Raw genomic sequence first — 26,491 nt, 5'->3', positions numbered from 1 at the left:
GTCCCGACGGCCCCGACCGGACGGTCGGGGCCGTCGTCGTGCGCCCGTCGTCGTGCGCCCAGCGACGTGCGCTCGGCGCGGGGTGGACCCATCCGCGAGGGCCGCCGGTCCGAACCCCGGGCATGGAGACGCTCATCGTCATCGGCCTGCTCGGGGGACTCATCACCGGGATCTCGCCGTGCATCCTGCCCATGCTGCCCGTCATCTTCTTCGCAGGCGGCGTGCAGGGCGCGCGCACGGGGGAGACGCCGTCGGGCACCGCGGAGACCGGGACGGGCGGTGTCTCCCCGGGGCTGTTCGCGGGCGTCCCCGACGCGGTCCGCGTCGGCGGTCGCCCGGCCGCGGGGCCACGAGGCCGGGGCGGCCCGGGCGGCGCGCGGGAGGCCGCCGGAGCCCGGGAGGTCACGGCTCGGCCGACACGCGGCGGGACGCTCGCCCTGGATCTGTCGACGGGCGAGGCCGCCGAGCCTGCCGCCCCGGCCGACGGCGGGCCGGGGCGCGCGTCCCGGCGGGTCGCGCGCCGCTCGTGGCGCCCCTACCTCGTCATCGCAGGACTGGTCCTCAGCTTCAGCGTCTTCACGCTCCTCGGCTCCCTCCTGCTGACCGCGCTCGGGCTCCCGCAGGACCTGCTGCGCTGGGCGGGCATCGTGCTCCTCGTCGCGATCGGCGTGGGGATGATCGTGCCGCGCGTCGAGGAGGTCCTGGAGCGGCCGTTCCGGCGGATCGCCGCGCTCGGGGCGCGCCGCGGCGCCGCCCGCCAGGACCGCGGGGCGTTCGTGCTCGGCCTCGGCCTCGGCGTGCTGTACGTGCCGTGCGCCGGGCCCGTCCTCGCGGCGATCACCGTGGCGGGGGCGACGGGGAACATCGGCCCGGGCACCGTCGCCCTCACGGTGTCGTTCGCGGTCGGGGCGGCGATCCCGCTCCTGGTCTTCGCGCTCGCGGGGCGCCGCGTCGCGGAGCGGGTCCGCGGGTTCCAGCGGCACACGCGCGGCATCCGCGTCACGGGCGGCGTCGTGATGATCGCGCTCGCGGGCGCGCTCGCGCTCAACCTCCCCGCCGCCCTCCAGCGGGCCCTGCCCGACTACACGGGCGCGCTCCAGCAGCGGGTCGACGAGAACGACGCGGTGCGCGAGGCGCTCGACCTCGGCGGGCTCGTCACCGACGAGAACCGTGAGCTGTCGAACTGCTCGAACGGCGCGCCCGTGCTGGAGGACTGCGGCACCGCCCCGGAGCTGCGCGGCATCGACACGTGGCTCAACACCCCGGGCGGCGAGGCGCTGACGCTCGAGGGGCTGCGCGGCAAGGTCGTCCTCGTCGACTTCTGGACCTACTCCTGCATCAACTGCCAGCGCGCGATCCCGCACGTCAACGCCTGGTACGACCGGTACCGCGACGTCGGCGCGGGGTTCGAGGTCGTCGGGGTCCACACGCCCGAGTTCGCGTTCGAGCGTGAGACGCGCAACGTCGTCGCGGGCGCGCGGGACCTCGGCGTCACCTACCCCGTGGCCCAGGACAACGCGTACGCGACCTGGACCGCCTACCGGAACCGCTACTGGCCCGCGCAGTACCTCGTCGACGCCGACGGGACCGTGCGCCACATCCGCTTCGGCGAGGGCGGGTACGAGGACACCGAGCGTCTGGTGCGCGAGCTCCTCGAGGACGCGAACCCGGGCGTCGAGCTGCCCGAGCCCACCGCCGTCGGCGACACCACGCCGCAGGACGAGACGACGCCCGAGACCTACTTCTCCATCAAGCGGGTCGTCAACTACGCCGGCGAGCCGCGCTACGCCGCGGGGCAGCAGGACTTCACGCTCGCCGACGACCAGCGGCAGGACACGTTCTCCCTCGGCGGCACGTGGGACGTCGACTTCCAGGGCGCCACCGCCGTGTCCGACGACGCGCGCGTGCGCCTCGCGTACCGCTCGACCGACGTGTTCACGGTGCTCGGCGGCGAGGGCACGGTCACGGCCCGCGTCACGACGGACGGGCGGACCACGACCCGCGAGATCGACGTCTCCGGCAGCCCGACGCTCTACCCCGTCCTGGAGGGCGACGGCCCGACGGAAGGGCTCGTCGAGCTCGACGTCCCGCCCGGCGTCCAGGTGTTCACCGCGACGTTCGGCTGACGCGGGTCAGCTCGCGAGCTCGCGCGCGGGCGTCCACGACCCGATCGTCGCGGTCCCGCCGCCGAGCAGGTCGAGCCCGTCCCCGACGCCGGGGATCCCGGCGAGCCCGACCACGGACTCGGGGTCGCCCGGGTGCGGGGCCACGAGCAGCGTCGTGACGAGCGGCGGGTCGTCGGCCGTCGACCCGCCGCGCCACGAGAGCGCGGCCCAGGCGGTGGCGCCCGGCGCGAGGGTGATCGGGGCGAGGCCGTCGTCGTCCGGCTCGAGGAGCACGTCCGTCTCCGCGCCGTCGTCGGCGACGAAGCGGACGGCGGGCGCGCCCGCGAGGACGCACTCTGCGGCGCCGTCGTTGCGGGCCGTGACGGTGAGGAACCGGCGCCCCGCCGCGGCGTCGAACCCCAGCGCACCGAGCGCGAGGTCGTCGGGCGCGCACGCGCCCGCGGGGCGCGTCCCGGTCGTCGGGGCGGCGGCCCCCGCGACGAACCCGGAGCGCGTCGCGGACGCGCCGCCGTCGGTCGAGCCGTGGACCTGGTAAGCGAGCGGCGGGCCGGCGTACGCGGCGTCGTCGAGCACGCGCGCGACGACGGCCGCGTCGCCCGAGGTGATCACCGTGAGCAGGGGGTCCTGCGGGAACGTGTCGCGGACGGCGTCGTGCACGACCTGCGTCACGCCGGGCTCCGCGGCGACGTCGGTCAGGAGCGTGAGCAGGGCGTCGTCGGGGACCGTGAGCCCGTCGCCGTCGTAGGCGCCGACGCCCGAGCCCTCGACGCCGAGGCTCGTCAGCCCGCGGCCCTCGGCGCGCACGAGCGCGGCGGCCGCGACGAGGTCGCCGGCCGCGCGGACGTCGACCGACGCGGACCCCGGGGAGAGGAACACGTGCCGCACGGGCTCGTGCGCGACGAGGCGCACGGCGTCGGCGACGGCGTCGGTCCCGAGGAGCTCGGGGCGAGGCTCCCCGGTGGCCGGGTCGACGCCGCGGTCGGTGTCCGCGCCCGGGCCGTGCGCGACGGCGAGCGTCCCGCCGCCCGTGCCCGTGCCCTCGACGCGGAGCGACCAGGCACCACCGCCGGGCACGGCGGCGAGGATCGCGCTCGCGTCGTCGGTGGTGCGCTGCGCCTCCTCGGGCGTCGGCAGCGGGCTGACCAGCGTCACGCGCGCCGACTCGCCCGCGGTCCCCAGGGCTTCCACGGCTGCGACGCCCGGCAGCGCGCGCAGCCGCGCCGCGACCGCCTCGCGGTCGCTCTCCGGAGAGGTCGGCGAGGGCGTCTCCTCGGGTGCGCCGGCCCTGGGCGCCACGGACGAGGTCGCCGGGGCGGGCTGCTCGGCGGCGGTGCGCAGCGCTGCCGGCCCGACGACGGCAGCCACCACCGCGAGGACGCCGCCCACGCCCGCGGCGGCCACCGCGACGAGGGGGCCGCGCCGTCGTCGCGCCCGTGGCGGGGTCGTCCCCGCGACGGGGTCGGTGCGGGGCTCGGGGGAGGGCGTGCCGTCGTCGTCCACGGCCGCGACCGTACCGGCCGCCGCGACGGCGCGGGGTGCCGCGCCGACGTCCTCCCCACGGTCCGCCCGGCGTCTTCACCGTGCCGGGACAGGCACGACCCGACCCGGGGCCGGTCACGGCGGGGAACCGGTCTTTTCGGCGCATCGCCGGACGAGCCGGGCGCGCAGGGGCCTCGTGCTTTTACCAGGACTCCTGCTGACGGGCAACATCTGGCATGATCCGGCCATGACAGTGCGGACGGCTGCGGAGCTCGCTGCGGTCGACGACCCGGCGTGGCCGACGCTCTCGCGCATGCTGGGTCGCGGCGGCGTCGAGGTCGTGCCCGCACCCGCCTGGTCGCTCGAGGTCCTCTACCGGCTCCAGGTCACCGTCCGCTCGACCCTCGGCGCCCTCGCCCTGCACACCGGTGGGGTCCTCGTCGACGGCGGCTGGCTCCGGATCATCGGCGGGGGCGGGGCCGGGCTGCCGGACCTCGCGACCGTCAACGGCCTCGGGGAGCCGGGCGAGGACAGCGTCGCGCCGTCCGTCCTCGTCGTCGCGTACGACGTGCTCGGCGGCACGTTCGCGATCAACGGCGGCGGGCTCCCGGGCCCGCTCGGCAACGTCCACTACTTCGCGCCCGGCTCGCTCTCGTGGCTCGACCTCGGGTTCGGCCAGGCCGCGTTCCTCGAGTGGTCCGTGAGCGGGGGGACCGCCGAGTTCTACGCGCCCGTGCGCTGGCCCGGCTGGTACGACGAGATCGGCACCGTGCGCCTCGACGAGGGGCTGAGCGTCTACCCGCCCCTGTGGTCGGAGGAAGGACGCGACGTCGCCCGGTCGTCGCGCACGCCCGTCCCGCTCGGCGAGCTCGTGGACTGGCACTTCGAGATGGCCGAGCGCATGGCCCCGGTCGACGACTACGTGCGCGACGCCGACGAGCACCTCGACGGCTACGGCGGCTGGCCCGCCGACGGCTACCGTCACTGACCCCCGGTCACGGGAGGTCCTCGCCGAGGAGGCTCGCGGGCACCGTGCTCAGCTTGTCGGGGTTGCGCACCACGTCGATCGCGGCCACGCGCCCCTCGTCCACGGTGAAGGCGATCACCGTGAGCACCCCGGACCCGTCGCGCAGGAGCAGCCCGGGCGCGCCGTTGACGTCGACGCGGCGCATCGCCTCGGGCGGCGTGCGCAGGTAGCTGAGCAGCACGGGACCCGCCGTCCCCGCCCCGCGCACGGTGTGCCGCAGCGCGCGGACCTTGCCGCCGCCGTCGCCCCGCAGCACGACGTCGGGGTCGAGCACCGCGAGCAGGGCCGGCAGGTCGGCGGCGGAGCAGGCCGCGACGAACGCCTCGACGACGCGGGCCTGCTCGGCGCGCGTCGCGGTCCCGCGCGGCCGCCCCGCCTCCACGTCCTTGCGGGCGCGCGCCGCGAGCTGGCGGACGGCGGCGGGCGAGCGCCCGACGACGTCGCCCACCTCGTCGAAGGGCAGCCCGAACACGTCGTGGAGCACGAACGCGACGCGCTGCGCGGGGGAGAGGCGCTCGAGCACGACGAGCAGGGCCATGCTCACCTCCTCGTCGAGCGTCACGCGGTCGGCCGGGTCCGCCGCGTCGACGGTGCCCGCGGCGACCGGCGAGGCGGCGCCCGGGGTCGTCACGACCGGCTCCGGGAGCCACGTCCCGACGTACCGCTCGCGGCGTGCCCGCGCGCTCCCGAGCACGTCGAGCGCGAGCCGCCCGACCGTCGTCGTCAGCCAGGCCGCGAGGTTGCGGATCGCGCCCGCGTCCTGGGTGCGCAGCCGCAGCCACGCGTCCTGGACGCAGTCCTCGGCGTCGGACCAGGAGCCGGTGGTCGTGTAGGCGAGGCGCAGGAGGCGCGGGCGCTCGGCCTCGAACGCGCGCGCGAGGTCGTCCGCGGCCTGGCCGGTCATCGCACCGCCGCCCGCTCGGCGCGCTGCGCGGCGAGCCAGTCCCGGAACGTCGTGGTGCCGCGGACGTCGGGGAGCGGGTCGGTGAGGCCGCCGGCGCGCAGCGCGCGACCGAGCGCGCCGGGGAGCGGCACCCGCACGGGGAGGGCGCGCGAGCCGGTCGCGGCGCGCCAGGCGCGCGCCGCGTCGCGCAGGTCGAGCACCTCGGGACCTGCGACGGTCGTGGTGCCGCCGAGCGGGTCGCGCACGGCGGCGTCCGCGACCGCGACGCCCGCCTCGGCGGCGGCGACCGGCTGGACCGGGGCGCGCAGCAGGGGCACGACGCCCCGGCGCGCCGCGGCCCCGAGCGTCGCGGCGACGAGCTCGTGGAACTGGGTCGCCGCGACGACGGTCCACGGCACGCCCCCGTCCGTGACCTCGCGCTCCTGCGCGACCTTGGCGGCGTAGTAGGCCATCGGCACATCGTGGCACCCCACCACCGACACGAGCACGTGGTGCCGCACCCCGGCGTCGCGCTCTGCGGCGAGCAGGCGCCGCGTCCCGTCGACGACCGCCGCGCGCACGTGCCGCAGGGACGTCGCGGTGCTGCTCGCGTCGACCACGACGTCGACGCCGTCGAGCGCGGCGGCGAGGCCCGCGCCCGTCGTCAGGTCGACGGGGTGCTCCCGCGCGTGCCTGCTCAGCGCCCGCACCTCGTGGCCGGGCGCGGCCAGCTCCGCCACGACGTGCCGACCGACGGTCCCTGTCCCACCCACCACGGCGATCCTCATGCCCGGACGACGACGTGGCGCCCCGCGATGTGACATCGCGTCGCGGGTCAGGGGCGCGAGCAGAGTTGTATACAAGTGCGCAGAGGCTGTGGCACGATGGCCGGGTGACGACGACGCCCGAGCTGCGCGCCGCCGTCGGGCAGGCCATGACGGCGCCCGGCGACGCGGGCCTCGCACGCCGCCAGTCGGGGGCCCGCGCGGTCTACGACCTCCTGCGCGGCCGCATCATCGACGGCTCCCTCGCGCCCGACGCGCGGCTCACCGAGCCCGTGCTCTCCGCCGAGCTCGGCGTCTCGCGGACCCCGGTGCGCGAGGCGCTGCGGCTGCTCCAGGCCGAGGCGCTCGTCGTCGAGCTGCCGACCGGGGGAGTGCGCGTCGCGCCCCTCGACCTCGCCGACGCGCGGCGCGTCTACGACGTGCGCGCCCGCCTCGAGGGCCTCCTCGCCCGGGACGCGTGCGAGCGCGCCACGCCCGACGACGTCGCGCGGCTCGCGCGCCTCGTCACGCTCATGGACGCGGTCCGCGACCACGAGGACGAGGTGCTGCGCATCGGCGCCCAGTTCCACGGCGAGATCGAGGCGCTCGCCGACAACCGCTGGGGCTCCGCGCTCCTGCGCCAGATCCGCGGCCACGTGGACCGGTACCGCGCGCTCGCCGCGCGCCGCCGCGTCGGCACCACCGACCACGTCGACGAGCACCGCGCCGTCGCCGACGCGATCGCGAGCCGCGACGCCGCCGCCGCCGAGGCGGCGATGCGCGCCCACATCGAGCGCAGCGCCGCCCTCGCCGAGCAGTCGCTGCGCGGCGCGGGGCCGACGACCGACGACCTCCCCTGACCACCGCCCACCGCACGACGGAGACACCGATGCCGTACACCCACCACCTGCGCGTCTACCCCAGCGCGGAGCCGCTCGACCGCACCGACCAGCTCGCGTGGAAGCTCGCCGAGCTCGCGACCGACCCCGTCGAGGTCACGCCCGAGGCCGTCGACATGGTGATCAACCGCGTCATCGACAACGCGGCCGTCGCCGCGGCCAGCCTCACGCGCGGCCCGGCCGTCGCGGCGCGCGGCCAGGCGCTCGCGCACCCGTACACGCCGGGCGCGACGGTGTTCGGCTGCGAGCTCACCACCCGCACGAGCCCCGAGTGGGCGGCCTGGGCGAACGGCGTCGCGGTGCGCGAGCTCGACTTCCACGACACGTTCCTCGCCGCCGAGTACTCCCACCCGGGCGACAACATCCCGCCGATCCTCGCCGTCGCGCAGCACGCCGGGTCCGACGGCGCCGCGGTCGTCCGCGCGATCACGACCGGCTACGAGGTCCAGGTCGACCTCGTGCGCGCGATCAGCCTGCACCGGCACAAGATCGACCACGTCGCGCACCTCGGGCCGTCTGCCGCCGCGGGCATCGGGACGCTGCTCGGCCTCGACACCGAGACGGTGTTCCAGGCGATCGGCCAGGCCCTGCACACGACGACGGCCACGCGCCAGTCCCGCAAGGGCCAGATCTCCACGTGGAAGGCGCACGCCCCGGCGTTCGCGGGCAAGGTCGCGGTCGAGGCCGTCGACCGGGCGATGCGCGGGCAGACGTCGCCCGAGCCGATCTACGAGGGCGAGGACGGCGTCGTCGCGTGGCTGCTCGACGGCCCGGACGCGGCGTACGACGTCGTGCTCCCGGCCCCGGGCGAGCCCAAGACCGCGATCCTCGACACGTACACCAAGGAGCACTCCGCGGAGTACCAGTCGCAGGCGCTCATCGACCTCGCGCGGGCCCTGCACGACGAGCACCCGTGGCTCGCCGACCCCGAGAACGTCGCGTCGATCGTCATCCACACGAGCCACCACACCCACTACGTCATCGGCTCGGGCGCGAACGACCCGCAGAAGTACGACCCGACGGCGTCGCGCGAGACGCTCGACCACTCGATCCCCTACATCTTCGCGGTCGCGCTGCAGGACGGCGGCTGGCACCACGTCGACTCGTACGCCCCGGAGCGCGCGGGCCGCCCCGACACCGTCGCGCTGTGGGCCAAGGTCACGACGGCGGAGGACCCCGAGTGGACGCGCCGCTACCACTCGACCGACCCGGCCGAGAAGGCGTTCGGCGGGCGCGTGGAGATCGAGCTGGCCGACGGCGGCCGCCTCGTCCGCGAGATCGCCGTCGCCGACGCGCACCCGCTCGGGGCGCGGCCGTTCGGCCGCGAGCAGTACGTGAAGAAGTTCCGCACGCTCGCCGCGGGCGTCCTCGAGGACGCCGAGATCGAGCGCTTCCTCGATCTCGCGCAGCGGCTCCCGGAGCTCACGCCCGCGGAGGTGCGCGAGCTGACGATCGTCGGGCGGCCCGGGCTCCTCGACTCCGTCCCCACCCCGACCGGCCTGTTCGAGCTGGGGCGCGACGACGCCGGCGAGGCGCCCGCCGCGTTCGAGGGCGAGGGCTTCACCATGCACGAGGCGGACGCGACGACCGAGGGAGAGGCCCGCTGATGCTGTACAGCCAGGTGACGCCGTCGGACAAGCGGCGCGCGTTCCGCGCGGCGCTCGACGCCGCGGCGACCACGGGGGAGCCGCTGCGGCTCCCCGGCGCGTTCAACCCGCTGTCCGCACGCCTGGTCCAGGACAAGGGCTTCGAGGGCGTGTACGTGTCGGGGGCCGTGCTGTCGGCGGACCTCGGCCTGCCCGACATCGGCCTCACGACCCTCACGGAGGTCGCGGGGCGCTCGCAGCAGATCGCGCGCGTGACCGACCTGCCCGCGCTCGTCGACGCCGACACCGGCTTCGGCGAGCCGATGAACGTCGCGCGCACCGTCCAGGCGCTCGAGGACGCGGGCGTCGCGGGCGCGCACGTCGAGGACCAGGTCAACCCCAAGCGGTGCGGCCACCTCGACGGCAAGGAGGTCGTCGGGCTCGACGAGGCGGCGAAGCGCGTCCGCGCGGCGGCCGACGCGCGCCGCGACCCGGGCTTCCTCATCATGGCGCGCACCGACGTCCGCGGCACGATCCCCGGCGACGCGGGGCTGCGCGCCGCGATCGACCGCGCCAAGGCGCTCGTCGACGCGGGCGCCGACGCGATCTTCCCCGAGGCGATGAAGGACCTGTCGGAGTTCGAGGCCGTCGCGTCGGCCGTGGACGTGCCCGTGCTCGCCAACATGACCGAGTTCGGCAAGTCCGAGCTCTTCACGCGCCGCCAGCTCGGCGACGCGGGCGTGCGGCTGATCATCTACCCCGTCACGCTCCTGCGGGTCGCGATGGGCGCCGCCGAGCGCGCGCTCGACGAGATCGCCGCCACCGGCACGCAGGCGGGGCAGGTCGAGGGCATGCAGACGCGCGCGCGCCTCTACGAGCTGCTCGACTACGCCGCCTACAACACCTTCGACGAGGGCATCTTCACCTACCGGCCCTGACGACCGGCCGGTGCCGCGCGCCCGTGGGGCCGCGGCACCGGCATCTCCCCCGCGACCCGTGCTGCACGAAGGAGTGACCGCATGACCACCACCGCACCGACCACCGACGCGCCCGAGATCCGCAAGGGCCTCGCGGGCGTCGTCGTCGACGTCACCGCGATCTCGAAGGTCAACCCCGAGACGAACTCGCTCCTGTACCGCGGCTACCCGGTCCAGGACCTCGCCGCGCGCCGCAGCTTCGAGGAGGTCGCGTACCTCCTGTGGCACGGCGAGCTGCCCACGCCGGACCAGCTCGCCGAGCAGACCGCCGTCGAGCGGGCGCACCGCGCGCTGCCCGGCCACGTGCGCAACGCGATCCTCGAGCTCCCGACGACGTGCCACCCCATGGACGTCGTCCGCACCGCCGTCTCCCAGCTCGGCGCGCACGACCCCGACGCCGAGGACTCCTCGCCCGAGGCCGAGCAGGCCAAGGCGGTCCGCCTGTGGGCCGTGCTGCCCGCCGCCGTCGCGCTCGACCAGCGCCGTCGGCGCGGCCTCCAGCTCGTCGAGCCGCGCGACGACCTCTCCTACGCCGAGAACTTCCTGTGGATGACGTTCGGCGAGGAGCCCGAGCCCGCCGTCGTGCGCGCGTTCGAGGTGTCGATGGTGCTGTACGCCGAGCACTCGTTCAACGCGTCCACCTTCACGGCGCGTGTCATCACGTCCACGCTGTCCGACCTGCACTCCGCCGTGACAGGCGCCGTGGGCGCGCTCAAGGGTCCGCTGCACGGTGGCGCGAACGAGGCCGTCATGGCGACGTTCGCCGAGATCGGCACCGCCGACCGCGCCGCGGCGTGGCTCGACGACGCGCTCGCCCACAAGCGCAAGATCATGGGCTTCGGGCACCGCGTCTACAAGCACGGCGACTCGCGCGTCCCCACCATGCGGGCGACGCTCGACGACCTCGTCGAGCACTACGACCGCCCGGACCTCCTCGAGCTCTACACCGCGCTCGAGACCGCGATGACCGAGCGCAAGAACATCCTGCCGAACCTCGACTACCCGGCCGGCCCGGCCTACCACCTCATGGGCTTCGACACCCCGATGTTCACGCCGCTGTTCGTCGCGTCGCGCGTCGTCGGCTGGACCGCCCACGTCATGGAGCAGCGCGCCGCCAACGCCCTCATCCGCCCGCTCAGCCAGTACGTCGGCTCGCCCGAGCGCGCCCTCCCCTGACGCGCAGCCCTTCCCGCCGAACATGCGGTTGCTGCTCGCTCCGGGTCCCGGACGGGCGGCAACCGCATGTTCGCCGAGCGCAGCGGGGAGTCAGTTGACGAAGGAGACCAGCTCGGCGCGGTCGACGGCGTCGCGGTGGATCAGTGCCTTGACGTCCTCCATGCGGTCCCAGACGTTGACGGCCATGCCGGCCTCGACGCGGCCGTCCTTGAGCCAGAACGCGACGAGCTCGCGGTCGGGGACGGAGCCGGAGACCACGACCTCGTCGTAGGCATCGGGACCGGCGACGAAGCCGAGGTACTCCATGCCGACGTCGTACTGGTCGGAGAAGAAGTAGGGCAGCTCGAGGTAGGGGTCGGTCGCACCGAGCATCGCGCGCGCGGCGTGCGGGCCCTGGTGGAGCGCGGTCGCCCAGTGCTCGACGCGCAGCGACCGCCCGTAGCGCGCCGAGGGCACGCTCGCGACGTCACCCGCGACGAAGACGTCGGGGTCGGTGGTCTGGAGCGTCGCGGACGCGACGACGCCGCCTGTCGCCGAGTCGAGGGCGAGCCCGGCGTCCCGCGCGAGCCCGACGTTCGGGACCGCGCCCACGGCGACGAGCACGAGGTCCGCATCGACGTGGGTGCCGTCGGCGAGGTCCACCCCCGTCGCCCGACGACCGTCGCCGGAGATGCCCGTGACCTGCGCACGGCGGTGGAGGTGCACCCCGTGGTCGGTGTGGACCTGCCCGTACAGCTCACCCATCTCGGGTCCCAGCACGCGCTCGAGCGGGTGGGTGCCGAGCCCCATCACGGTGACGTCGAGCCCGAGCGTGCGGGCGGACGCCGCGACCTCCAGCCCGATCCAGCCGTCGCCGACGACGGCGAGCCGCCCGACGCCGTCGTCCCGTGCCGCCCGCAGCGCGCCGGACAGGGCGTCGCTGTCGTCGAGCGTGCGGAGCTCGTGGACGCCGTCCAGGTCGCCGCCGGGCAGGGGAATCCGGCGGGGGTCCGAGCCGGTCGCGAGCAGCAGCTTCTCGTACGACAGCGCGCGGCCGTCGTCGAGCGTCACGCCCCGCCCGGCGAGGTCGAGGGACGTCGCCGTGGTCCCGGTGAGGACCTCGACGTCGTGCTCGGCATACCAGTCCGCCGCGAGCGGGAACACGGCGTCACGCTCGGCCTCACCGCGCAGGTAGTCCTTGGACAGCGGCGGGCGCTCGTACGGGCGGTGCGGCTCGCGCGCGACGACGGTGATCCCGCCGTCGTAGCCCTCCGCGCGCAGCGTCTCGACCGCCTTCGCCGCGGCGAGCCCTCCTCCGACGACGACGTGACGTCCAGCGCTCATGGCGACCTCCGCGGTGGTTCGGGACAGCGGACGGCCTCAGTCTCGCGCGAACCGGGGCGCGCCGCCGGGGGAGCGGCGGGTGGGAGAACGACGAGAGGCCCGGGATCCTTCGCGGATCCCGGGCCTCTCGGCTGGTCGGGGTGACAGGATTTGAACCTGCGACCTCTTCGTCCCGAAGGGCAGTAACGGGTTCAGCGACCTGCGGAAACGCACGAGATTCCGCGCTTTGCCGTCTGTGGCCGTCGCTCGCTGTCGGGGCCCGTGGGGATGCCGTAGATGCCCACTTAGATGCCCAGCCCGCCCGACGGCGCTGGCGACGCGAAGGCGTCGCTCGCGACTTGAGGAATGCCGCCGATTGCGTCGAAAGCCTTGCGAAAGAGCTCCTGCTTCGCGATCAGCCACTCGGCCATCTGTGACCACTGGGCGCGGTCCTCGATCTCGGGATACGGCGAGGGCAGCACGATCTTGGTCGCCTTGCGACCCTCCATCCGCTCCCATCGCAGCTCGGGGCCGACGAGCGACTCAAAGGTCTCCCGGTGAGCTAGTACTGCTTCGAAGCGCCGGCCGTTGACCGCCGGATCGCGATCTCCGAACCAGACCTGCTCGACGAGGCCGTCCTTCGTCCAAGCCATCGAGTACTTCACGCCGCCGACGCCGGTCGGTACGTCACACCAGTCTGCGGCAGTCGTCCGAGCGCGCGTCCAGCTAGGGTGCCGTTCTCGAATCTGTTGGAGCGTGGCTTCCCAGAACTCACGGCGGAGCTTGGCCCGCTCATCCGCAGGTCCAGGTGTTACGGCGGCCTTAACCTGCTTGCCCCAGTCGTTGGGTTTGGCCACGAGCCGGAAGTTCGGCGCTGGTGTGGAGTCGCCGATCCGTACGACGTCGATCTCGACGCCGAAGAAGCGGGTCTCCTCGTTGGTGCGCTCGTTGAGCCAGTCGATCGCAGCACGGTGTTCCTCGCGGAACGACGTTGCGATCCAGACGATCGTCGCTGGATCGGTGCCGGCCGCGTAAGTCAGGATCTGGCCCAGGTGCAGATGGTCGGACTGCTCCAGCTGGTTCTCGACGATCACCGCGCGGTCGGTTGCCTCGTCGCGGCCGAGGAGGTCGAGGGAGAAGCCGCCAACCGGGTGCTCTGCAACATCGAGGACGAGGTCCATCCCAAGCAGATCTGACAGGACATCGACGTTCTGCAAGAGCCACGGCGTGAAGTCCTGAGCCTCATCCGGCCACACCTGTCGAGCGGGGACTGATGTCAGCCGACCCAGTTCAGCAGCCATGACGAGAGCCTATCCGCGCCTTCGAGGCGGTCGTGTGCTGAGAGACGGTAGCCAACGCTCACACCCTCCACCGAGCCAGGATGGGGTGCTTCATCGCGCTGATGACTCGCTCCCGCGCCGCGGATGAACCGTCTCGCGGGAACCCTGTCCCTCGAGGTACATCACCGTCGCGCTTGACCGGTTTGGACTGCCATGCAGCGGTCATCTGCGCACCGGCTTCTTTACGCGCAGCTGCCACGTACGCGTCGTAGGTCTTGTGAACATGCTTCGGAGCGTGGAGCCGCAAGAGGCCGCAGTAGTAGTTGAGGCGGGACTGGACCTCACTGATGTGCTGCACGAGTGCTTGGCGGGTGGTCGCGGAGCCATCGTGGCGGGCGACGAGGTACGGCGCTTCGAGGTAGTCCTCGACGGCGCGAAGCGCCTCGGCATAGACGGTGTGCCGACGTTCCCGTCGCGCGATCCGCTGCTGCGCGAAGTAACCGCCGACGGCGACAAGGGCGGCGACGATCGCCGCAGCGACAGCCCCGACGATGACCGCCCAGTCGCTGGCGCTCCACCCGAGGGCCGACCATGTTGCTGCTCCGCTCCCGCTCATGCGGCTCTGCCGTTCGGGAAACCATGGGGTGCCTCACCGAGCACCCACTCCCCGCGCCGTGCGCCCCCCGTGGCCCGCCAGTGCAGCTCGGCAAACAGGTGCTCGGAGATGAGGTCCAGGAGAACCCGCAGCCCGAGTTCACTACGCCAGCGTCGCTCCACCGGATCTCCGGGAAACCACAAGCACAATGAGTCGTCTCCGTTCCGATGGGGCGACATCGCTCCCGGGTCCGCGTAGACGAGTGGCATATCGCGTGCGGGAAGGCCGAAGTGTCGGTCGAGCTGTCGGGCGTAGAAGATGATCTCGACTGGAACAGGGTCGGGGCGACCGGCAACTACTAGCGCACCCAGGCGGTAGGTCAGTCTGTCCCCCTCGATGGTCCGCATGAGCTCGTCACCGTGGTACCGCCGCGCGGCGGCCTCGAACGGCAGCCTCCACGCGGGGTCCCGCCCGTACCAGGTCCAACTGGGTGGTCCCTGGTACGGGCCGGGAATGCCGGCGGTCACCACTCCCACGACCACGACCGCACCGGCGGTACTGCTCCCACGAGCGCCGGCCCGGTGTGGGTGCGTTGCGTGCGGCGCCGGATGCGCTCTGCTTCCTGGAGCCGGACGGACTCGTCGGGCGGTGCAGGCAGCATCTCCGGGTCGTTGAACACCTCGGCCAGCTTCGAGTGGGCGAGGACCGGCCATCTGTCCTGCTCAAGCTTCTGGGCCTCAGCGAGCTTTTCGGCTGCGACGCGCAGTCGCCGGACGGCGTCGGTCTTCGCGATCGCGGTCTTGATGTCTGGTCCCACGTTGGCCGGGTCCGGGGTGGGGCCGACGTTGATCTGCTTGGCGGCGCACTCGAACCAGTCGATGAGTCCGGGAAGGATGCGGCCGGGCTCGGTGAGGCACCCGAGGGCGAGGACCTTGATGTGCCACGTGCACAAGGCGGGCTCGGACCAGTTGCGGTTCCAGTGCTTGAGCAGGCGCACAGCGCGCGCGAACCGGACCTTCGACGACTCGATCGCGTCACGGACGAGCTCGGTGTGCTTCTCAGGGTGCGACCGGTCCCAGGTGTTGTACCGGGGGATGTAGAGGCCGGCACCGTGCGGGTTGTCGAGGGCGACGATGATGTCGGCGGTGAAGTCGTCCCAGCCGTCGCGCACCGGGTCGTTGAACCGCACCAGGATCGAGCGCTTGCGGCCCTCGACCTCCACCCGCAGGTCACCGAACTCGGCCTTCAGCTCGCGCTTCACCGCGTTGGCCGCGCGGTCCTGGAGCGAGCGGGGGCCTCGCTTGCCGGGACCGTACTCAGAGTCGGGGTCCGGGACCACGACGCCCAGGTCGACGTCGGTGAGAGGCGTCAGGGCGTCGCCGTGGGCGACCGACCCGTTGTAGTAGACGCGCGAGCCGGGGAACTCCTTGCGCAGGGCGTCCCGGACTGCGCTACGCCGCCGCTTCGCCTCGTCGAGCTCCTCGGGAGCGACCTGGATCCGCCGCCGGGCCTCCTCGAGCAGTTGCTCGAGTGTCGGGTAGGTGTTGCTGAGGGCCATGTGGCCACCTCGCATTCGTGTTCACGACACGGCCACGGAACCCGTCCTGCGGGTTCTCAAAGTTGTGCGAGGATTGAACCGAAGTTCCGCAAGAACTCGGACAGCCCCGCCCCGTGTCTGGGGTGATGATTCGGTTGTCGTGCACGGGCCCGGTGTTCCAGCACCGGGCCCGATGCGTTCTGCAGCCGGAACCAGAGTTACACGGCTGTTCTTTAGATCATACGGGTAGTGTCTGACGCGCGGCCGACGATGGTCCAGCGGACCTGTGGACGGCGGTATGGAAAACCCGACGAACTGGTGTTTGTGCTGGTCGAACCGTCGAGCGAGCGGGTTGGGGTCCCCGATCACGACGCCTTCTTGTCGTAGGTCGAACGGAACACCGCGTCGGTCAGCCAGGACTTGAAGTCCGGGTTGTCAACGAACTGCTTGAAGAGCTGGGTCTCGTCGCGAAGCATGCCCTGCATGACCTTTTGCAGGGCCGCGGTCATGGCGAGCTTGGCGTTGTCGGCGTCGTTGTTCGCGCGGGCGTTGGCGTAGTCCTGGTCGGCGAGTACCCGCTCGGGGATCTCGGTGGTGATCCGGTCCCGGATGCGGTCGGCGTCGTCCCAGTTGATGTTGCCGAACAGGTCGTTGAACTGGTTGAGGATCTCCGACAGCCGCTCGAGCTCGGGGTCCGTGCCGCGCCCCCCGCCGCCGGTCGGGACCGGCTCCAGCTCGCCCTCGGCGTCGGCGAGCGCGATCGAGACCTCCTCGCGCTTCTCGATGCGGTAGGAGTCCATGTCGATGGTCTCGAGGATGCCGGCCGAAAGGTCGGTCTCCTCGGGCGCGGGCAGCTTGGGGAGGAGCAGACCGAGGAAGATCGACAGCTTCTCCCAGCCGACGTTGCTGAACGGCAGGACGAGGGAGAGGAACGAGTAAGTCCGCACGAACGCCTTGGCCTGGCTCTTGAACTCGATCTGCTCGTCCTCGTCGAGCTGCTCGATGTACTCCGCGGCGCAGTGATCGAGGATCGGGTCGAGCTGGGACCGGTCGACGTTCTCGTCGAGGAAGAGTGCGACGAACCGGTCGACGTCCTCGTCGGAGTAGATGCCGGCGCGGGCGAGCGCGCCCTGCAGGTCGTGCAGCTTGTCCGGGTCGGTCTCGCCGGCAAGGACCGTGGTGCGGTAGTACGGCTCGAACGCGGCGCGGATCTCGTCGGCGGTGTTGGCGAAGTCGAGCACCGCGGTGTCGGTCTTGCCGGGCCGGGCACGGTTGAGCCGCGATAGCGTCTGCACCGCGAGCACGCTCGACAGCGGCTTGTCGACGTACATGGTGTGCAGCAGCGGCTCGTCGTACCCGGTCTGGTACTTGTCGGCCACGACGAGGATCCGGTACGGGTCCTCCTGGATCCGTACCGGGATCTCCTTGCCGGGGAAGCCGTTGTAGTCGGCCTCCGTGATTTTCTTGCCGTCGCGCTCGAAGTCGGAGAACGCGACGATCGCCTTGTACGGGCTGCCGCGCTCGACGAGGTAGTCACGGATGGCCTCGTAGTAGTCGATCGCGCGGGCGATCGTCTTGGTCACGACCATCGCGCGGGCCTTCCCGCCGATCTTGTGCTTGCCGATCACCTGGGTGTGGAAGTGGTCGACCATGATCTCGGCCTTCTTGCGGATCGCGGTCTCGTGCCCCTCGACGTAGGCGCGCAGCTTCTTCGACGCCCGGGACGCGTCGAACTCGGGGTCGTCCTCGACGGTCTTGACGAGCTTGTAGTAACTCTCGACGGGCACGTACCCCTGCAGGACGTCGAGGATGAACCCCTCCTGGATCGCCTGCTTCATCGTGTACGAGTGAAACGGGCGCTTGCCCACCTCGCCGGGAACCGGCTCGCCGAAGAGCTCGAGCGTCTTGTTCTTCGGGGTCGCCGTGAACGCGAAGTACGAGGCGTTGGCCGGCAGTTTCTTCTGCTCGACCATCCGCAGCAGCATGTCCTCGGCCGACTCCTCATCGCCCTGAGCGCCCTCGGCGGACAGCGATCCAGAGAGCGCCGCGGCAGCCTTGCCCGTCTGGGAGGAGTGGGCCTCGTCGATGATGACGGCGAACTTCCGGCCCCGGTGCTCGGCGCCCAGGCTCCCGACGATGTAGGGGAACTTCTGGACCGTCGTGATGATGATGCGCTTGCCGGCCTCGATCGCGTTCTTCAGGTCGCTGGAGTGCTCGGCGTGCGCGACCGTCGACCCGACCTGCGTGAAGGACTTGATCGTGTCCCTGATCTGACCGTCCAGCACGCGCCGGTCGGTCACGACCAGCACCGAGTCGACGGCGTTCGCGCCGTCGTGCTTGGCCTCGATGAGCTGGTGGGCCAGCCATGCGATCGAGTTGGACTTGCCCGACCCGGCCGAGTGCTGGATCAGGTAGCGGCGCCCGGCATCCGTCGCCTCGACGTCGGCGAGCAGGCGACGCACCACGTCGAGCTGGTGGTAGCGCGGGAAGATCGTCTTGCTCGACTTCTTGCCCGTCTTGGCGTCCTTGGTCGTGGTGACCTGGGCGTAGTTCTCGATGATGTCCGCCAGCGACGAGGGCGCGAGGATCTGCCGCCACAGGTAGTCCGTCATCAGGCCGTCGGGGTTCGGCGGGTTGCCGGCGCCGTCCTGGTAGCCCTTGTCGAACGGCAGAAACCACGACTTCGGGCCCGCGAGCTCAGCACAGAACTTCACGCGCTTGTCGTCAACGGCGAAGTGCGCCAGGCACCGCCCCGGCTGGAACAACAGCTCCTTCGGATTGCGGTCGACCTGGTACTGCGCGACGGCGTCGGCGACCGTCTGCTTGGTGATGTAGTTCTTCAGCTCGAACGTCGCGATGGGCAGGCCGTTGACGAACGCGACCAGGTCGAGCGACTTGCCCGCGTCTACCGGCGAGTAGTGGACCTGCCGCGCGACAACCCACCGGTTCGCTGAGTGCAGCGCCTCGGCCATCGTGTTCCCCGGCGTCGGCATCGGGTAGTAGAAGTTGATGTGTGGCACCGCGCCGTGGCCGAAGCCGCGGCGCAGCACCTGCACGACGCCGTTCTTGGTGATCTCACCCTGGAGCTTGGCCAGGAACTTCGTCCGCGCTGGGGTCTCCGTCGCCCAGTCATCCGCGAGCCCGACCGCCTCAGCTACGGCTGGCTGGGTCTCCTGCAGGAAGACGGCGAGCTGCTGAACGTCGAGCCCGTACCCGGGAGCGAACGACACAGGAACCTGCTGGGCAGCATCGACGACGGCGAGTGCTGGGGTGATGATCCCCTGCTTCCAGCCAGCCTCGACCATCTGCTTGACGACGAGGGCCTCCAGGCTCTCCTCGTTCATCAGAGCCGCGTTCATTCATCCTCCACATCGGCCTCGACGGCCGTCTCATCATCTTCTGCATCGCCAGCACCCGTCGACGCAGCGAACACGCCAGCGAGCTCGATCGGCGGCAGCGACGCCGCGATCACTCGCACATCGATCTGGCCTGTTACGACGTCGGCGGTCAGTCGAGTGCGGAACTCCTCCAGCAGTCCGATCTCGGCCCTAGACACCGAGATCGCCTCGTCGATTCGGTCCGTCTCCTCCTTGATGGTCCCGATGGCGGCCTGCTGTTCTTGCAGGTCGACGATCGGAATCGGGAGGTTGGCAATATCGCTCATGTTGAAGTGGCCGACGGTGGATCCCTGCGAAGCGAGTTCGATCGCCGTTCGTGCCGGTCCCGCGTAGATCTGCTGGACGAGATAGTTCGGGTCCAGACTGGATGCGCGGGGCCTCATGAGAACCGTGCGCTGCCCCAGCGCGAGCTCCAAGCCTGTAGGAATGACGCACGCTTCCCCAGCTGGCGCTTCTCGCGTGAAGACGACGTCCCCCGCCCGCGGGACACCGCGCTGCGTCCATGCGTCGTAGGCCTCATCGGTGGTCGGATAGGTGCCCGCCATCACGAGTGCGCCATCGCGGACACCCGCCGTCCTGACGATTCTCTTGGTGCCGGTCTCCGAGAACGGCGCCGTCTTGTGTTCGCAGTCGATGAGTGCGTCGAGGAACCGCTTGAGCGCGACAGTGCGGCCGGACGACGCCTGGAGGACTTCTCGTGCCACCGCCCTGCGCTCCTCCGCCAAGAGGGAGATGAGATGCCGCTTGGTGGCGATGGCCTTATCGATGCGCTGGTGGGCATGAGCGAGGTACGTGACGATCGCCCGCTGCTCCTCGACCGGAGGCACAGGAATAGGAAGGCGTTTGAAGTCGCGGAAGTCGATGTTCTGACGAAGCCCAGACCCCATCCCGTAGAACACCTTCAGGTAGTCGAGCGCCCTGAGGTACAGAAAGGCGAACTGCGGGTCGATGCCGCGAGGACGCAGGCCGATGTACGCAGACGTAATGATCCCGCGATCCTCGACGGCGCCTACCCGGATACTCCGCTGGTCGTTCTGGAGGTCCGTGGGTCGGAAGACGATATCCCCTGGCTCGAGAATCTGGTACGTCTCATAGGACGCCGGAACGAGCCCGTGGAGCTTGTCTGTGGGCTTGACGACCACGCGGCCGTAGCTCAGCGAAAGAACGGTCGTCTCGCGGAGCCCATCGTTACGGGTGCGGACCTCGGTGAGCGCGCCAGCGCCAGGAGTAACAGCCCATGCGGCGGGAAATGCCGGGATCCACGCGTGTGCCTGGTTCCCGTACGTGTCGTACGGCTTGAGGTCTTGGAACATCAGTGGGCGATCTCCGCGATGAGGGTGTCGGACTCGGCTTCGAGGGCGAGGATGTCGGCGCGGATCTCGTCAAGCGTCCGCAGGGGCGCTGGCTTGTAGAAGTGCTTGGTGAAGCTGATCTCGTAGCCGATCTTGGTCTTGGCCTCGTCGACCCAGGCGTCCTCCGCGTACGGGAGCACCTCGCGGCGGATGAACGCCTCGATGCCGTCGCGCCACTCGCCGGCGGGCTCGAGCAGGGGGATCTGCTCGGTGTCGCGCAGGGCGGCGTCGGGCAGGTAGGACACGACGGCGGGCTTGCCGCGGAAGGTCACCTCGTACCGGCCGAGCAGGGGGTCAGCCTCAACACCCTTGGGGTGGACCTTGGTGACGACAGGCGCTGCGCCGGCGTCGGGCTTGGCGATCCTAGCCTCGAGCAGCTTCTTGATGGCGGATGCCGAGTAGATCGTGTTGGGGTCGAGACCCCTGAGCCGGAGCGGGCGCTCCACGGTGACCTTCGAGTAGCCGAACTCGGCGTTGACAAAGACCTTCGAACGGTCGCCGTCGACATCGGACTTCTCGAAGTCGTTGAACGCTGCCATGATCCGCTCGATGTCGGCGGGACCGAGCTCGCGATTCTTGTTGCCGAGGTTCTTGCGCAGCGGCGTGTACCAGTCGGTGGCGTCGATGAGTTGGACCTTGCCCTTGCGATGCTCGGGCTTGCGGTTCGTGAGGACCCAGATGTACGTCGCGATGCCGGTGTTGTAGAACATGTTCAGTGGCAGGGCGATGATCGCTTCGAGCCAGTCGTTCTCGATGATGTAGCGGCGGATGTTCGACTCGCCCTGGCCGGCGTCCCCTGTAAAGAGCGAGGACCCGTTGTGGACCTCGGCAATGCGGCTGCCGAGCGGGGTGTTTTTCTTCATCTTCGAGACCATGTTGGCCAGGAAGAGCATCTGCCCGTCGCTGGACCGGGTGATGAGGCTGAACTCGGCGTCGCCGCCATGGTCGACGATGAAGCGCGGGTCGATGATCTCCTTCTTGCCGCCCATGCGCTGCTGGTCGGTTGCCCAGCTCTTGCCGTAGGGCGGGTTGGAGAGCATGAAGTCGAAGGTCCGGCCCTGGTAGGCGTCGTTCGAGAGCGTTGAATACTCCGGGCCGCCGACGAGCCCGTCGGCGTTGGCGCCCTCGCCCTTCAGGAGGAGGTCTGCGACGGCGATAGCGTAGGTCTCGGCGTTGATCTCTTGGCCGAACAGGTTGGTGACGATCCGCTTGCCCTGCTTGGCGGCAAGGTCCTGGAGGGTCTCCTCAGCGACCGTGAGCATGCCGCCGGTGCCCATGGCGCCGTCGTAGAGGGTGTAGGTGCCGTCGGGGAGCTGGTCGGCAACGGGATCGAAGATGAGCCGGGTCATCAGGCGCACCGCGTCGCGAGGGGTCCAGTGCTCGCCGGCCTCCTCGTTGTTCGCCTCGTTGAAACGGCGCACGAGCTCCTCGAAGACGGTGCCCATTGCGTGGTTGTCCAAACCCTCAGGGCTGAGGTCGATTGCCGGGTCGAGGAACTTCTCGATCAGCGCACCGAGGGCGTCCGCCCTGGCCAGCTTGGGGATCTGCTGGCGCACCTCGAAGTTCTCAATGATGTTCTGCACGTTGGGGCTGAACCCATTGAGGTACGCCTCGAAGTCCTGCTGCAGGCGGGCCTGGGAGGACCGGCCCCGCAGCTCGCGCAGCGTGAAGGGCGAGCTGTTCCAGAACGCCTGGCCGGCGGCGTCTCGCAGCGACTGGTCCTGGTCGATGATCTCGGCATCGTCGAGCATCTTCTTCATGTCGAGGACCTGCTGTTTGGTGGGCTCGAGCACGGCGTCGAGACGGCGCAGCACCGTGAAGGGAAGGATGACATCGCGGTACTTGCCGCGGACGTACAGGTCGCGCAGGACGTCGTCAGCGATCCCCCAGATGAACGAGGCGATCTTCTGGACATTGGCGGCGGGGCTCATGAGGTTCCTTGGTCGTTACGGTTCTTGGGAGTAAGTGTGCTGGTCAGGGCTGACAGTTCGTTCGACTGAGGAGATTTCAGGCGCCCGCTGGGGTCAGGTTGGCGCCGTACCGGACGGCGGCCATGACGTCGGCGACGTAGGTGCTCGTTCGGGCACGTGCCTCATCGGCTGCGGCTGCGAGAGCGGCGGCCGCGGTGAGGGAGGAGATGATCTCGTCCTGGATGCCAAGGCTCGGGAGCGGGATCTCGAGATCCTTGACGTTGGCGCGCTTGATCGCCGACCCCATGAGGAAGCGATCGTTCCACTCGCCCTTGATCGCCAACGCGACGAAGCGCGGGCGGAGGGCGTCGGGGTGAAGCGAAAGCACGGTGACCTGGTTGGAGACCGCATGACCGCCGGTCTCATCGACCGTGCTCTCGATGCTGAGTTGAGTTGTCAGGAGCACGTCGCCGGGCGCGGTGAGGCGCTCACGCGGTGCAAGCTCTCCGCCGGCGGGTTCGGGCAGCCCTTCGCGTACGTGCTGAGGGCGGACAACGTTCTCGGGTATCGATCCTCCCTCGCCCGGTCGGACCGAACCACGCCACATCTCGCGTACGGCTCCCGACTTGACCAGCTCGCCAATGGACATCACGCGTGTCCCGGCGAAGTTCACCCGCGGGATGGTCGGAACGGTGGTCGCGTGAAGCGCCTTGACGGTCTCGGCCACAGCCGACCACGACGCCTTGGCCTGGTAGGCAAAGTCGACGTCGGCGACGCTCGCGTCGGCGAGGTGCATCGCAGGGGTGAGGTTGGCATCGGCACTGGCAAGAAGATCGGCAAGGGGCACGGTCGTGTGCCTGACGCCGTCGGAGGTGGACGCGTCGATGAACGTCACCGCGTCGGTTGGGTCCGTCGCCGGGCGCACGACGACCGCGAACAGAGGGATCCCCGTGTAGGTGAGGAGGTTCGCAGGCAGAGCGATGACAGCCTCGATGCAGCCGGCAGCGACCAACTCGCGGCGGATCGCTCCGGCCGATCCTGTGCGGAACAGCGATCCGGCCGGTTGGAGGACGTACCCTCGTCCGCTTGAGGAGAGGTGGGCGACAGCGTCCTGAAGCCAGGCGAGGTCCATCGCGGGGCCGTTCGGAGTGCCGAACTGCCAGCGCTTGTCGAAGTCGGGGAGGCGCTCTCGGGAGGACAGCCCGAGTGGGGGCTCCACCACGACCGCATCGGCTCGGCCACTGGGCCACGGGTCCTCGCGTAGCGTGTCGGCGATCGCGAGGTCGACCTCGATCCCGGTGAGGAAGGCTCGCTGACGTGCGACCTGGATCGTGTCCGCATCGACGTCACGACCGGTCAGTGACGCCCTGGGCTCAGCGATGTGGATGGCGAGCAGTGCCTCGCTGATGCCGCACGCCGGGTCGTACGCCGAGCGGATTGCCGTGGTGGGTGCCAAGAGGTCGAGGATCTCGGGCAGAGCGTTGGCGAGGGTGGCGTGTGCCTCTCCGGAGAGCCTCGTGGTCTTGCTGGCGCTAGCGTTCACGAGATTCGTGCGGGTTGCCAGCGAGGCGAGCAGTTGGGCCGAGGCGGAGTCGACGGCCCCGGACACGCCGGTCATGCGACCCTGCGAGCGGGCCATCCGGTCGACGACGGCGGACGCCGCTTCGGGAAGCTCGGCCTCAGCGATCCGCTCCAGCGTACCGAGGAGGCTCGGCAGGCCGCTGCCAGGGAGGTCCGTGCGGGGCCAACGGTCATGGAGCAGGTTGTGGCCGCCCGGGATGAGGTCGGCGGCGCCGCGGAAGAGACCGCTGAGGGCAGCCTCGGGGTGGGTGGCATCGGCCTGCGTTGCCGATGCCCACAGGGAGGCGACATCGGGAGATGAGAGAGCGGCCTTGTGAACCACGAGGAGCGACAGCGCCAGACGCCCCGCCTGCTCCGGCCCGAGAACACCACGAACAGTGTCCATGAATGACCACAGGAGGTCGGCGGCGGTCGTCTCGCGGACGTTCTTGCCGTTCTCGCGAAGCCAGGCCACGACGGCGTCATAGTCGTAAAGCGGGCGAGCGGACGTGCCGCCGGCGAGCTCAGGGAAGTCGTCCGCGCGCGCACGCCAGTTGGCCACGGCTGCGGCGCTCACGCCCGCGAGGCTGGCGATGTCGCTGGGGCGGATCAGTCTCTGGGCAGTCATCAAGCCACGTTCCCTTCAACGACAGGGCCGAAGAACTGGATCTGCGGGCACAGAACCCGCTCGGCGGCCATCCGCAGGCTCTGGGAAAGCCTCGCCGACTGGGCGACGACCGTCGTCGCGACCCCGAGAGCCGCGAGGCCCGCGAGGGCTTCAGTGAAGATGTGGTCACCCGAAACGACGACGACCTCGGTGAAGCGGTCTGCGACGTTCTCGGTGAGGACCGTGAGTAGCGCGCGCTCCGCGCCATCCGCTCCGGCGTCGAAGACGTGGCGGGCGTCCTGCCACCCGATCACCGCGGCCACGAGGTTCTCCTGGTGGCTCGTGCCGACCACAACCTGATCGGTCGGGCGAAGGTCGAGCACCTCACGGACCTGTGCCGCAGCCCAGGACGCGCAGGCCCGAGTGATGTAGCGGCGGCCGAGAAGGTTCTCGACATCCACCAGCACGAGGCGGCGTCCCGTTCCTCCGAAGTCACGGCCCAGGTCGAAGCGACCACCCGTCTTCGTCTGCATGCTTCACCTCGCCTAGATCCGTGAGTCCGGCCAAGGGCGCCTGACCCGATGAGTGGAACAGTAGACCATCCGGCCTGGGTAGGCAAGGCCTTGGTTAGATTCACAGCAGCAGCGCTCGTGAATTCACACGCCGATCTCACCCGCTGCGACCCATGTCGGGTCTTTGACCTGCGGCAACGCGCCCGGCAATCGGAGCGGGTCCTCGGGGAGCGTCCCTGGGCGTGGTGTAACTCGGTCTGGTCGTCGTTGACCTGGACGGTCGTGTCGTTCCGGGGAGGCTGGCGGCCATCGCGTGAGGCTTGGTGAGGACCTGCTCAGGAACTCACGGAAGGAACACCACGATGGCCTTGGATCAGTCTGCCTTGCTCACCTTGCTGAGCGAGGTCCTCCACGCCGAGGGAAGCGCGATGGCGGTGATGTTGCAGCGGATGCTGCAAGAGCTCGTTGATGCTGAAGCGGCGGCCGTGATCGGTGCCGGGATGCACGAGCGGACCCCGGCGCGCAGGACGCAGCGCAACGGCACGCGCCCCAAGACGGTCACGACCGGGGTCGGGGATGTGGAGGTGAAGATCCCTAAGACCCGCACGGGGTCGTTCTTCCCGGCGTTGCTCGAGCCTCGTCGGCGTATCGACAAGGCGTTGCACGCGGTGATCATGCAGGCCTACGTCGAGGGTGTCTCGACCCGCCGGGTGGACGACCTGGTGACCGCGATGGGTGGCACCGGGATCTCGAAGTCGGAGGTCTCGCGGATCTGCGCTGCCCTGGACGCTGAGGTGGGTGCGTGGCGCACCCGCGACCTCGGCGGGGTCGAGTACCCGTACGTGTTCCTCGACGCGACCTACTGCAAGTCCCGTGTTGGTGGGCACGTGGTCTCCCAGGCCGTGGTCGTCGCGACCGCGGTCACCGCCAACGGGCACCGTGAGGTGCTGGGCATCGCGGTGGGCGACTCGGAGACCGAGGTGTTCTGGACCGAGTTCCTGCGCTCGCTCAAGGACCGCGGCCTTACCGGGGTGCGTCTGGTGAGCTCGGACGCCCACGCAGGCCTCAAGGCCGCGATCTGCACCGTGTTCCAGGGCGCCACCTGGCAGCGGTGCAGTGTCCACTTCATGCGCAACCTGCTCGCCAAGGCCGGCCGTGACGGCGACATGCTCGTCGCATGGGTCCGCACGATCTTCTCCGCCTCGAACCCGGCGGCCGTGACCGCTCAGCTCGATCACGTCGCACACAGCCTGCACGCATCGATGCCCGAGGTCTGCGACATGCTCCAAGATGCCAAGGCCGACATCACCGCCTTCACGGCCTTCCCCCGAGCGCACTGGCGCAAGATCTGGTCGACCAACCCCATCGAGCGGCTCAACAAGGAGATCAAGCGACGCACCAACGTCGTGGGCATCTTCCCGAACAAGGGACTGCTGCAGGAACGGTTGACACTCCATCTGCGGGACGAGGTCCTGCTGGAAGGATGTCGTTGTGCCTAAGAAGTTCCCGCCTGAGTTCAAG

General features: G+C 70.7%; 18 protein-coding genes and 1 pseudogene. 7 read left to right on the top strand and 12 right to left on the bottom strand.

The annotated features are described in order from the left end of the window. Positions 1–122: 122 nt before the first annotated feature. Entirely contained in the window at positions 123–2,126 is a 2,004-nt protein-coding gene (locus tag ACZ4MO_RS15590) for a cytochrome c biogenesis protein DipZ (RefSeq protein ID WP_175009351.1), read from the top strand. A gap of 6 nt (positions 2,127–2,132) precedes the next feature. Here the strand turns inward: ACZ4MO_RS15590 and ACZ4MO_RS15585 are convergent, their stop codons facing one another. After that, positions 2,133–3,626 carry a DUF4232 domain-containing protein gene (locus ACZ4MO_RS15585; RefSeq protein ID WP_175009231.1) on the bottom strand — a complete coding sequence of 498 codons (1,494 nt, stop codon included), beginning with the start codon at positions 3,624–3,626 and terminating at the stop codon, positions 2,133–2,135. Positions 3,627–3,852: 226 nt separating this feature from the next. Between ACZ4MO_RS15585 and ACZ4MO_RS15580 the strand changes: the two genes are divergently transcribed. Then, entirely contained in the window at positions 3,853–4,593 is a 741-nt protein-coding gene (locus tag ACZ4MO_RS15580) for a DUF2625 family protein (protein WP_209828612.1), read from the top strand. A 7-nt stretch (positions 4,594–4,600) separates the two neighbouring features. On the opposite strand, the gene sigJ is transcribed toward ACZ4MO_RS15580, so the two are convergent. Both sigJ and ACZ4MO_RS15570 read right to left on the bottom strand, forming a co-directional pair. After that, on the bottom strand, positions 4,601–5,536 hold the full coding sequence (sigJ, locus tag ACZ4MO_RS15575; protein ID WP_175009230.1) for an RNA polymerase sigma factor SigJ: 936 nt from the start codon (positions 5,534–5,536) through the stop codon (positions 4,601–4,603). Continuing rightward, positions 5,533–6,288 (bottom strand): SDR family oxidoreductase, encoded by a 756-nt coding sequence (locus ACZ4MO_RS15570; protein WP_499279204.1) that lies wholly within the window; start codon positions 6,286–6,288, stop codon positions 5,533–5,535. Before ACZ4MO_RS15570 ends, sigJ begins: the two co-directional genes overlap by 4 nt. Before the next feature lie 119 nt (positions 6,289–6,407). Here ACZ4MO_RS15570 and ACZ4MO_RS15565 point away from each other — a divergent pair, with 119 nt between their 5' ends. The 4 genes from ACZ4MO_RS15565 to ACZ4MO_RS15550 all read left to right on the top strand — a co-directional run bounded on the left by ACZ4MO_RS15565 (position 6,408) and on the right by ACZ4MO_RS15550 (position 10,917). Beyond that, positions 6,408–7,139: an FCD domain-containing protein gene (locus ACZ4MO_RS15565; RefSeq protein WP_175009228.1), complete on the top strand. Its 732-nt coding sequence runs from the start codon at positions 6,408–6,410 to the stop codon at positions 7,137–7,139. 29 nt (positions 7,140–7,168) lie between these two features. Continuing rightward, positions 7,169–8,785 carry an MmgE/PrpD family protein gene (locus tag ACZ4MO_RS15560; protein WP_175009227.1) on the top strand — a complete coding sequence of 539 codons (1,617 nt, stop codon included), beginning with the start codon at positions 7,169–7,171 and terminating at the stop codon, positions 8,783–8,785. Then, positions 8,785–9,702, top strand: coding sequence for a methylisocitrate lyase (gene prpB, locus ACZ4MO_RS15555; RefSeq protein ID WP_108047790.1), 918 nt, complete (start codon positions 8,785–8,787; stop codon positions 9,700–9,702). Before ACZ4MO_RS15560 ends, prpB begins: the two co-directional genes overlap by 1 nt. An 81-nt stretch (positions 9,703–9,783) precedes the next feature. After that, on the top strand, positions 9,784–10,917 hold the full coding sequence (locus tag ACZ4MO_RS15550) for a bifunctional 2-methylcitrate synthase/citrate synthase (protein WP_175009226.1): 1,134 nt from the start codon (positions 9,784–9,786) through the stop codon (positions 10,915–10,917). A gap of 90 nt (positions 10,918–11,007) precedes the next feature. On the opposite strand, the gene ACZ4MO_RS15545 is transcribed toward ACZ4MO_RS15550, so the two are convergent. The 9 genes from ACZ4MO_RS15545 to ACZ4MO_RS15505 form a co-directional block, all read right to left on the bottom strand. After that, positions 11,008–12,240, bottom strand: a complete 1,233-nt coding sequence (locus tag ACZ4MO_RS15545; RefSeq protein WP_175009225.1) for an FAD-dependent oxidoreductase — start codon at positions 12,238–12,240, stop codon at positions 11,008–11,010. A gap of 284 nt (positions 12,241–12,524) precedes the next feature. Beyond that, on the bottom strand, positions 12,525–13,520 hold the full coding sequence (locus ACZ4MO_RS15540) for a DUF4268 domain-containing protein (protein WP_175009224.1): 996 nt from the start codon (positions 13,518–13,520) through the stop codon (positions 12,525–12,527). Positions 13,521–13,578: 58 nt separating this feature from the next. Beyond that, complete coding sequence (locus ACZ4MO_RS15535) at positions 13,579–14,115, bottom strand: hypothetical protein (RefSeq protein ID WP_175009223.1); 537 nt, start codon at positions 14,113–14,115, stop codon at positions 13,579–13,581. 502 nt (positions 14,116–14,617) lie between these two features. Further along, entirely contained in the window at positions 14,618–15,652 is a 1,035-nt protein-coding gene (locus ACZ4MO_RS15530) for a nucleotidyltransferase domain-containing protein (RefSeq protein ID WP_175009222.1), read from the bottom strand. A 344-nt stretch (positions 15,653–15,996) separates the two neighbouring features. After that, positions 15,997–18,990 carry a DEAD/DEAH box helicase family protein gene (locus ACZ4MO_RS15525; RefSeq protein WP_175009221.1) on the bottom strand — a complete coding sequence of 998 codons (2,994 nt, stop codon included), beginning with the start codon at positions 18,988–18,990 and terminating at the stop codon, positions 15,997–15,999. After that, positions 18,987–20,342, bottom strand: a complete 1,356-nt coding sequence (locus ACZ4MO_RS15520) for a restriction endonuclease subunit S (RefSeq protein WP_175009220.1) — start codon at positions 20,340–20,342, stop codon at positions 18,987–18,989. Before ACZ4MO_RS15520 ends, ACZ4MO_RS15525 begins: the two co-directional genes overlap by 4 nt. Then, on the bottom strand, positions 20,342–22,312 hold the full coding sequence (locus ACZ4MO_RS15515) for an N-6 DNA methylase (RefSeq protein WP_175009219.1): 1,971 nt from the start codon (positions 22,310–22,312) through the stop codon (positions 20,342–20,344). The genes ACZ4MO_RS15520 and ACZ4MO_RS15515 overlap by 1 nt, the downstream gene beginning before the upstream one ends. 76 nt (positions 22,313–22,388) lie before the next feature. Next, complete coding sequence (locus ACZ4MO_RS15510) at positions 22,389–24,479, bottom strand: N-6 DNA methylase (protein WP_499279202.1); 2,091 nt, start codon at positions 24,477–24,479, stop codon at positions 22,389–22,391. Beyond that, complete coding sequence (locus ACZ4MO_RS15505; RefSeq protein ID WP_175009217.1) at positions 24,479–24,991, bottom strand: NYN domain-containing protein; 513 nt, start codon at positions 24,989–24,991, stop codon at positions 24,479–24,481. The genes ACZ4MO_RS15510 and ACZ4MO_RS15505 overlap by 1 nt, the downstream gene beginning before the upstream one ends. A gap of 341 nt (positions 24,992–25,332) precedes the next feature. Here ACZ4MO_RS15505 and ACZ4MO_RS15500 point away from each other — a divergent pair. Then, a pseudogene (locus tag ACZ4MO_RS15500) lies at positions 25,333–26,451 on the top strand (IS256 family transposase); the annotation flags it as partial. Between the last annotated feature and the right edge of the window lie 40 nt (positions 26,452–26,491).

Source organism: Sphaerisporangium cinnabarinum, assembly GCF_055567015.1.
This window is presented reverse-complemented; position numbering and strand designations above follow the sequence as displayed.

Coding starts and splice junctions, on each gene's coding strand:
- ACZ4MO_RS15590 (WP_175009351.1), top strand. CDS start 123: ATGGAGACGCTCATCGTCATCGGCCTGCTCGGGGGACTCATCACCGGG.
- ACZ4MO_RS15580 (WP_209828612.1), top strand. CDS start 3,853: ATGACAGTGCGGACGGCTGCGGAGCTCGCTGCGGTCGACGACCCGGCG.
- sigJ (WP_175009230.1), bottom strand. CDS start 5,536: ATGACCGGCCAGGCCGCGGACGACCTCGCGCGCGCGTTCGAGGCCGAG.
- ACZ4MO_RS15560 (WP_175009227.1), top strand. CDS start 7,169: ATGCCGTACACCCACCACCTGCGCGTCTACCCCAGCGCGGAGCCGCTC.
- prpB (WP_108047790.1), top strand. CDS start 8,785: ATGCTGTACAGCCAGGTGACGCCGTCGGACAAGCGGCGCGCGTTCCGC.
- ACZ4MO_RS15550 (WP_175009226.1), top strand. CDS start 9,784: ATGACCACCACCGCACCGACCACCGACGCGCCCGAGATCCGCAAGGGC.
- ACZ4MO_RS15545 (WP_175009225.1), bottom strand. CDS start 12,240: ATGAGCGCTGGACGTCACGTCGTCGTCGGAGGAGGGCTCGCCGCGGCG.
- ACZ4MO_RS15540 (WP_175009224.1), bottom strand. CDS start 13,520: ATGGCTGCTGAACTGGGTCGGCTGACATCAGTCCCCGCTCGACAGGTG.
- ACZ4MO_RS15535 (WP_175009223.1), bottom strand. CDS start 14,115: ATGAGCGGGAGCGGAGCAGCAACATGGTCGGCCCTCGGGTGGAGCGCC.
- ACZ4MO_RS15530 (WP_175009222.1), bottom strand. CDS start 15,652: ATGGCCCTCAGCAACACCTACCCGACACTCGAGCAACTGCTCGAGGAG.
- ACZ4MO_RS15525 (WP_175009221.1), bottom strand. CDS start 18,990: ATGAACGCGGCTCTGATGAACGAGGAGAGCCTGGAGGCCCTCGTCGTC.
- ACZ4MO_RS15520 (WP_175009220.1), bottom strand. CDS start 20,342: ATGTTCCAAGACCTCAAGCCGTACGACACGTACGGGAACCAGGCACAC.
- ACZ4MO_RS15515 (WP_175009219.1), bottom strand. CDS start 22,312: ATGAGCCCCGCCGCCAATGTCCAGAAGATCGCCTCGTTCATCTGGGGG.
- ACZ4MO_RS15510 (WP_499279202.1), bottom strand. CDS start 24,479: ATGACTGCCCAGAGACTGATCCGCCCCAGCGACATCGCCAGCCTCGCG.
- ACZ4MO_RS15505 (WP_175009217.1), bottom strand. CDS start 24,991: ATGCAGACGAAGACGGGTGGTCGCTTCGACCTGGGCCGTGACTTCGGA.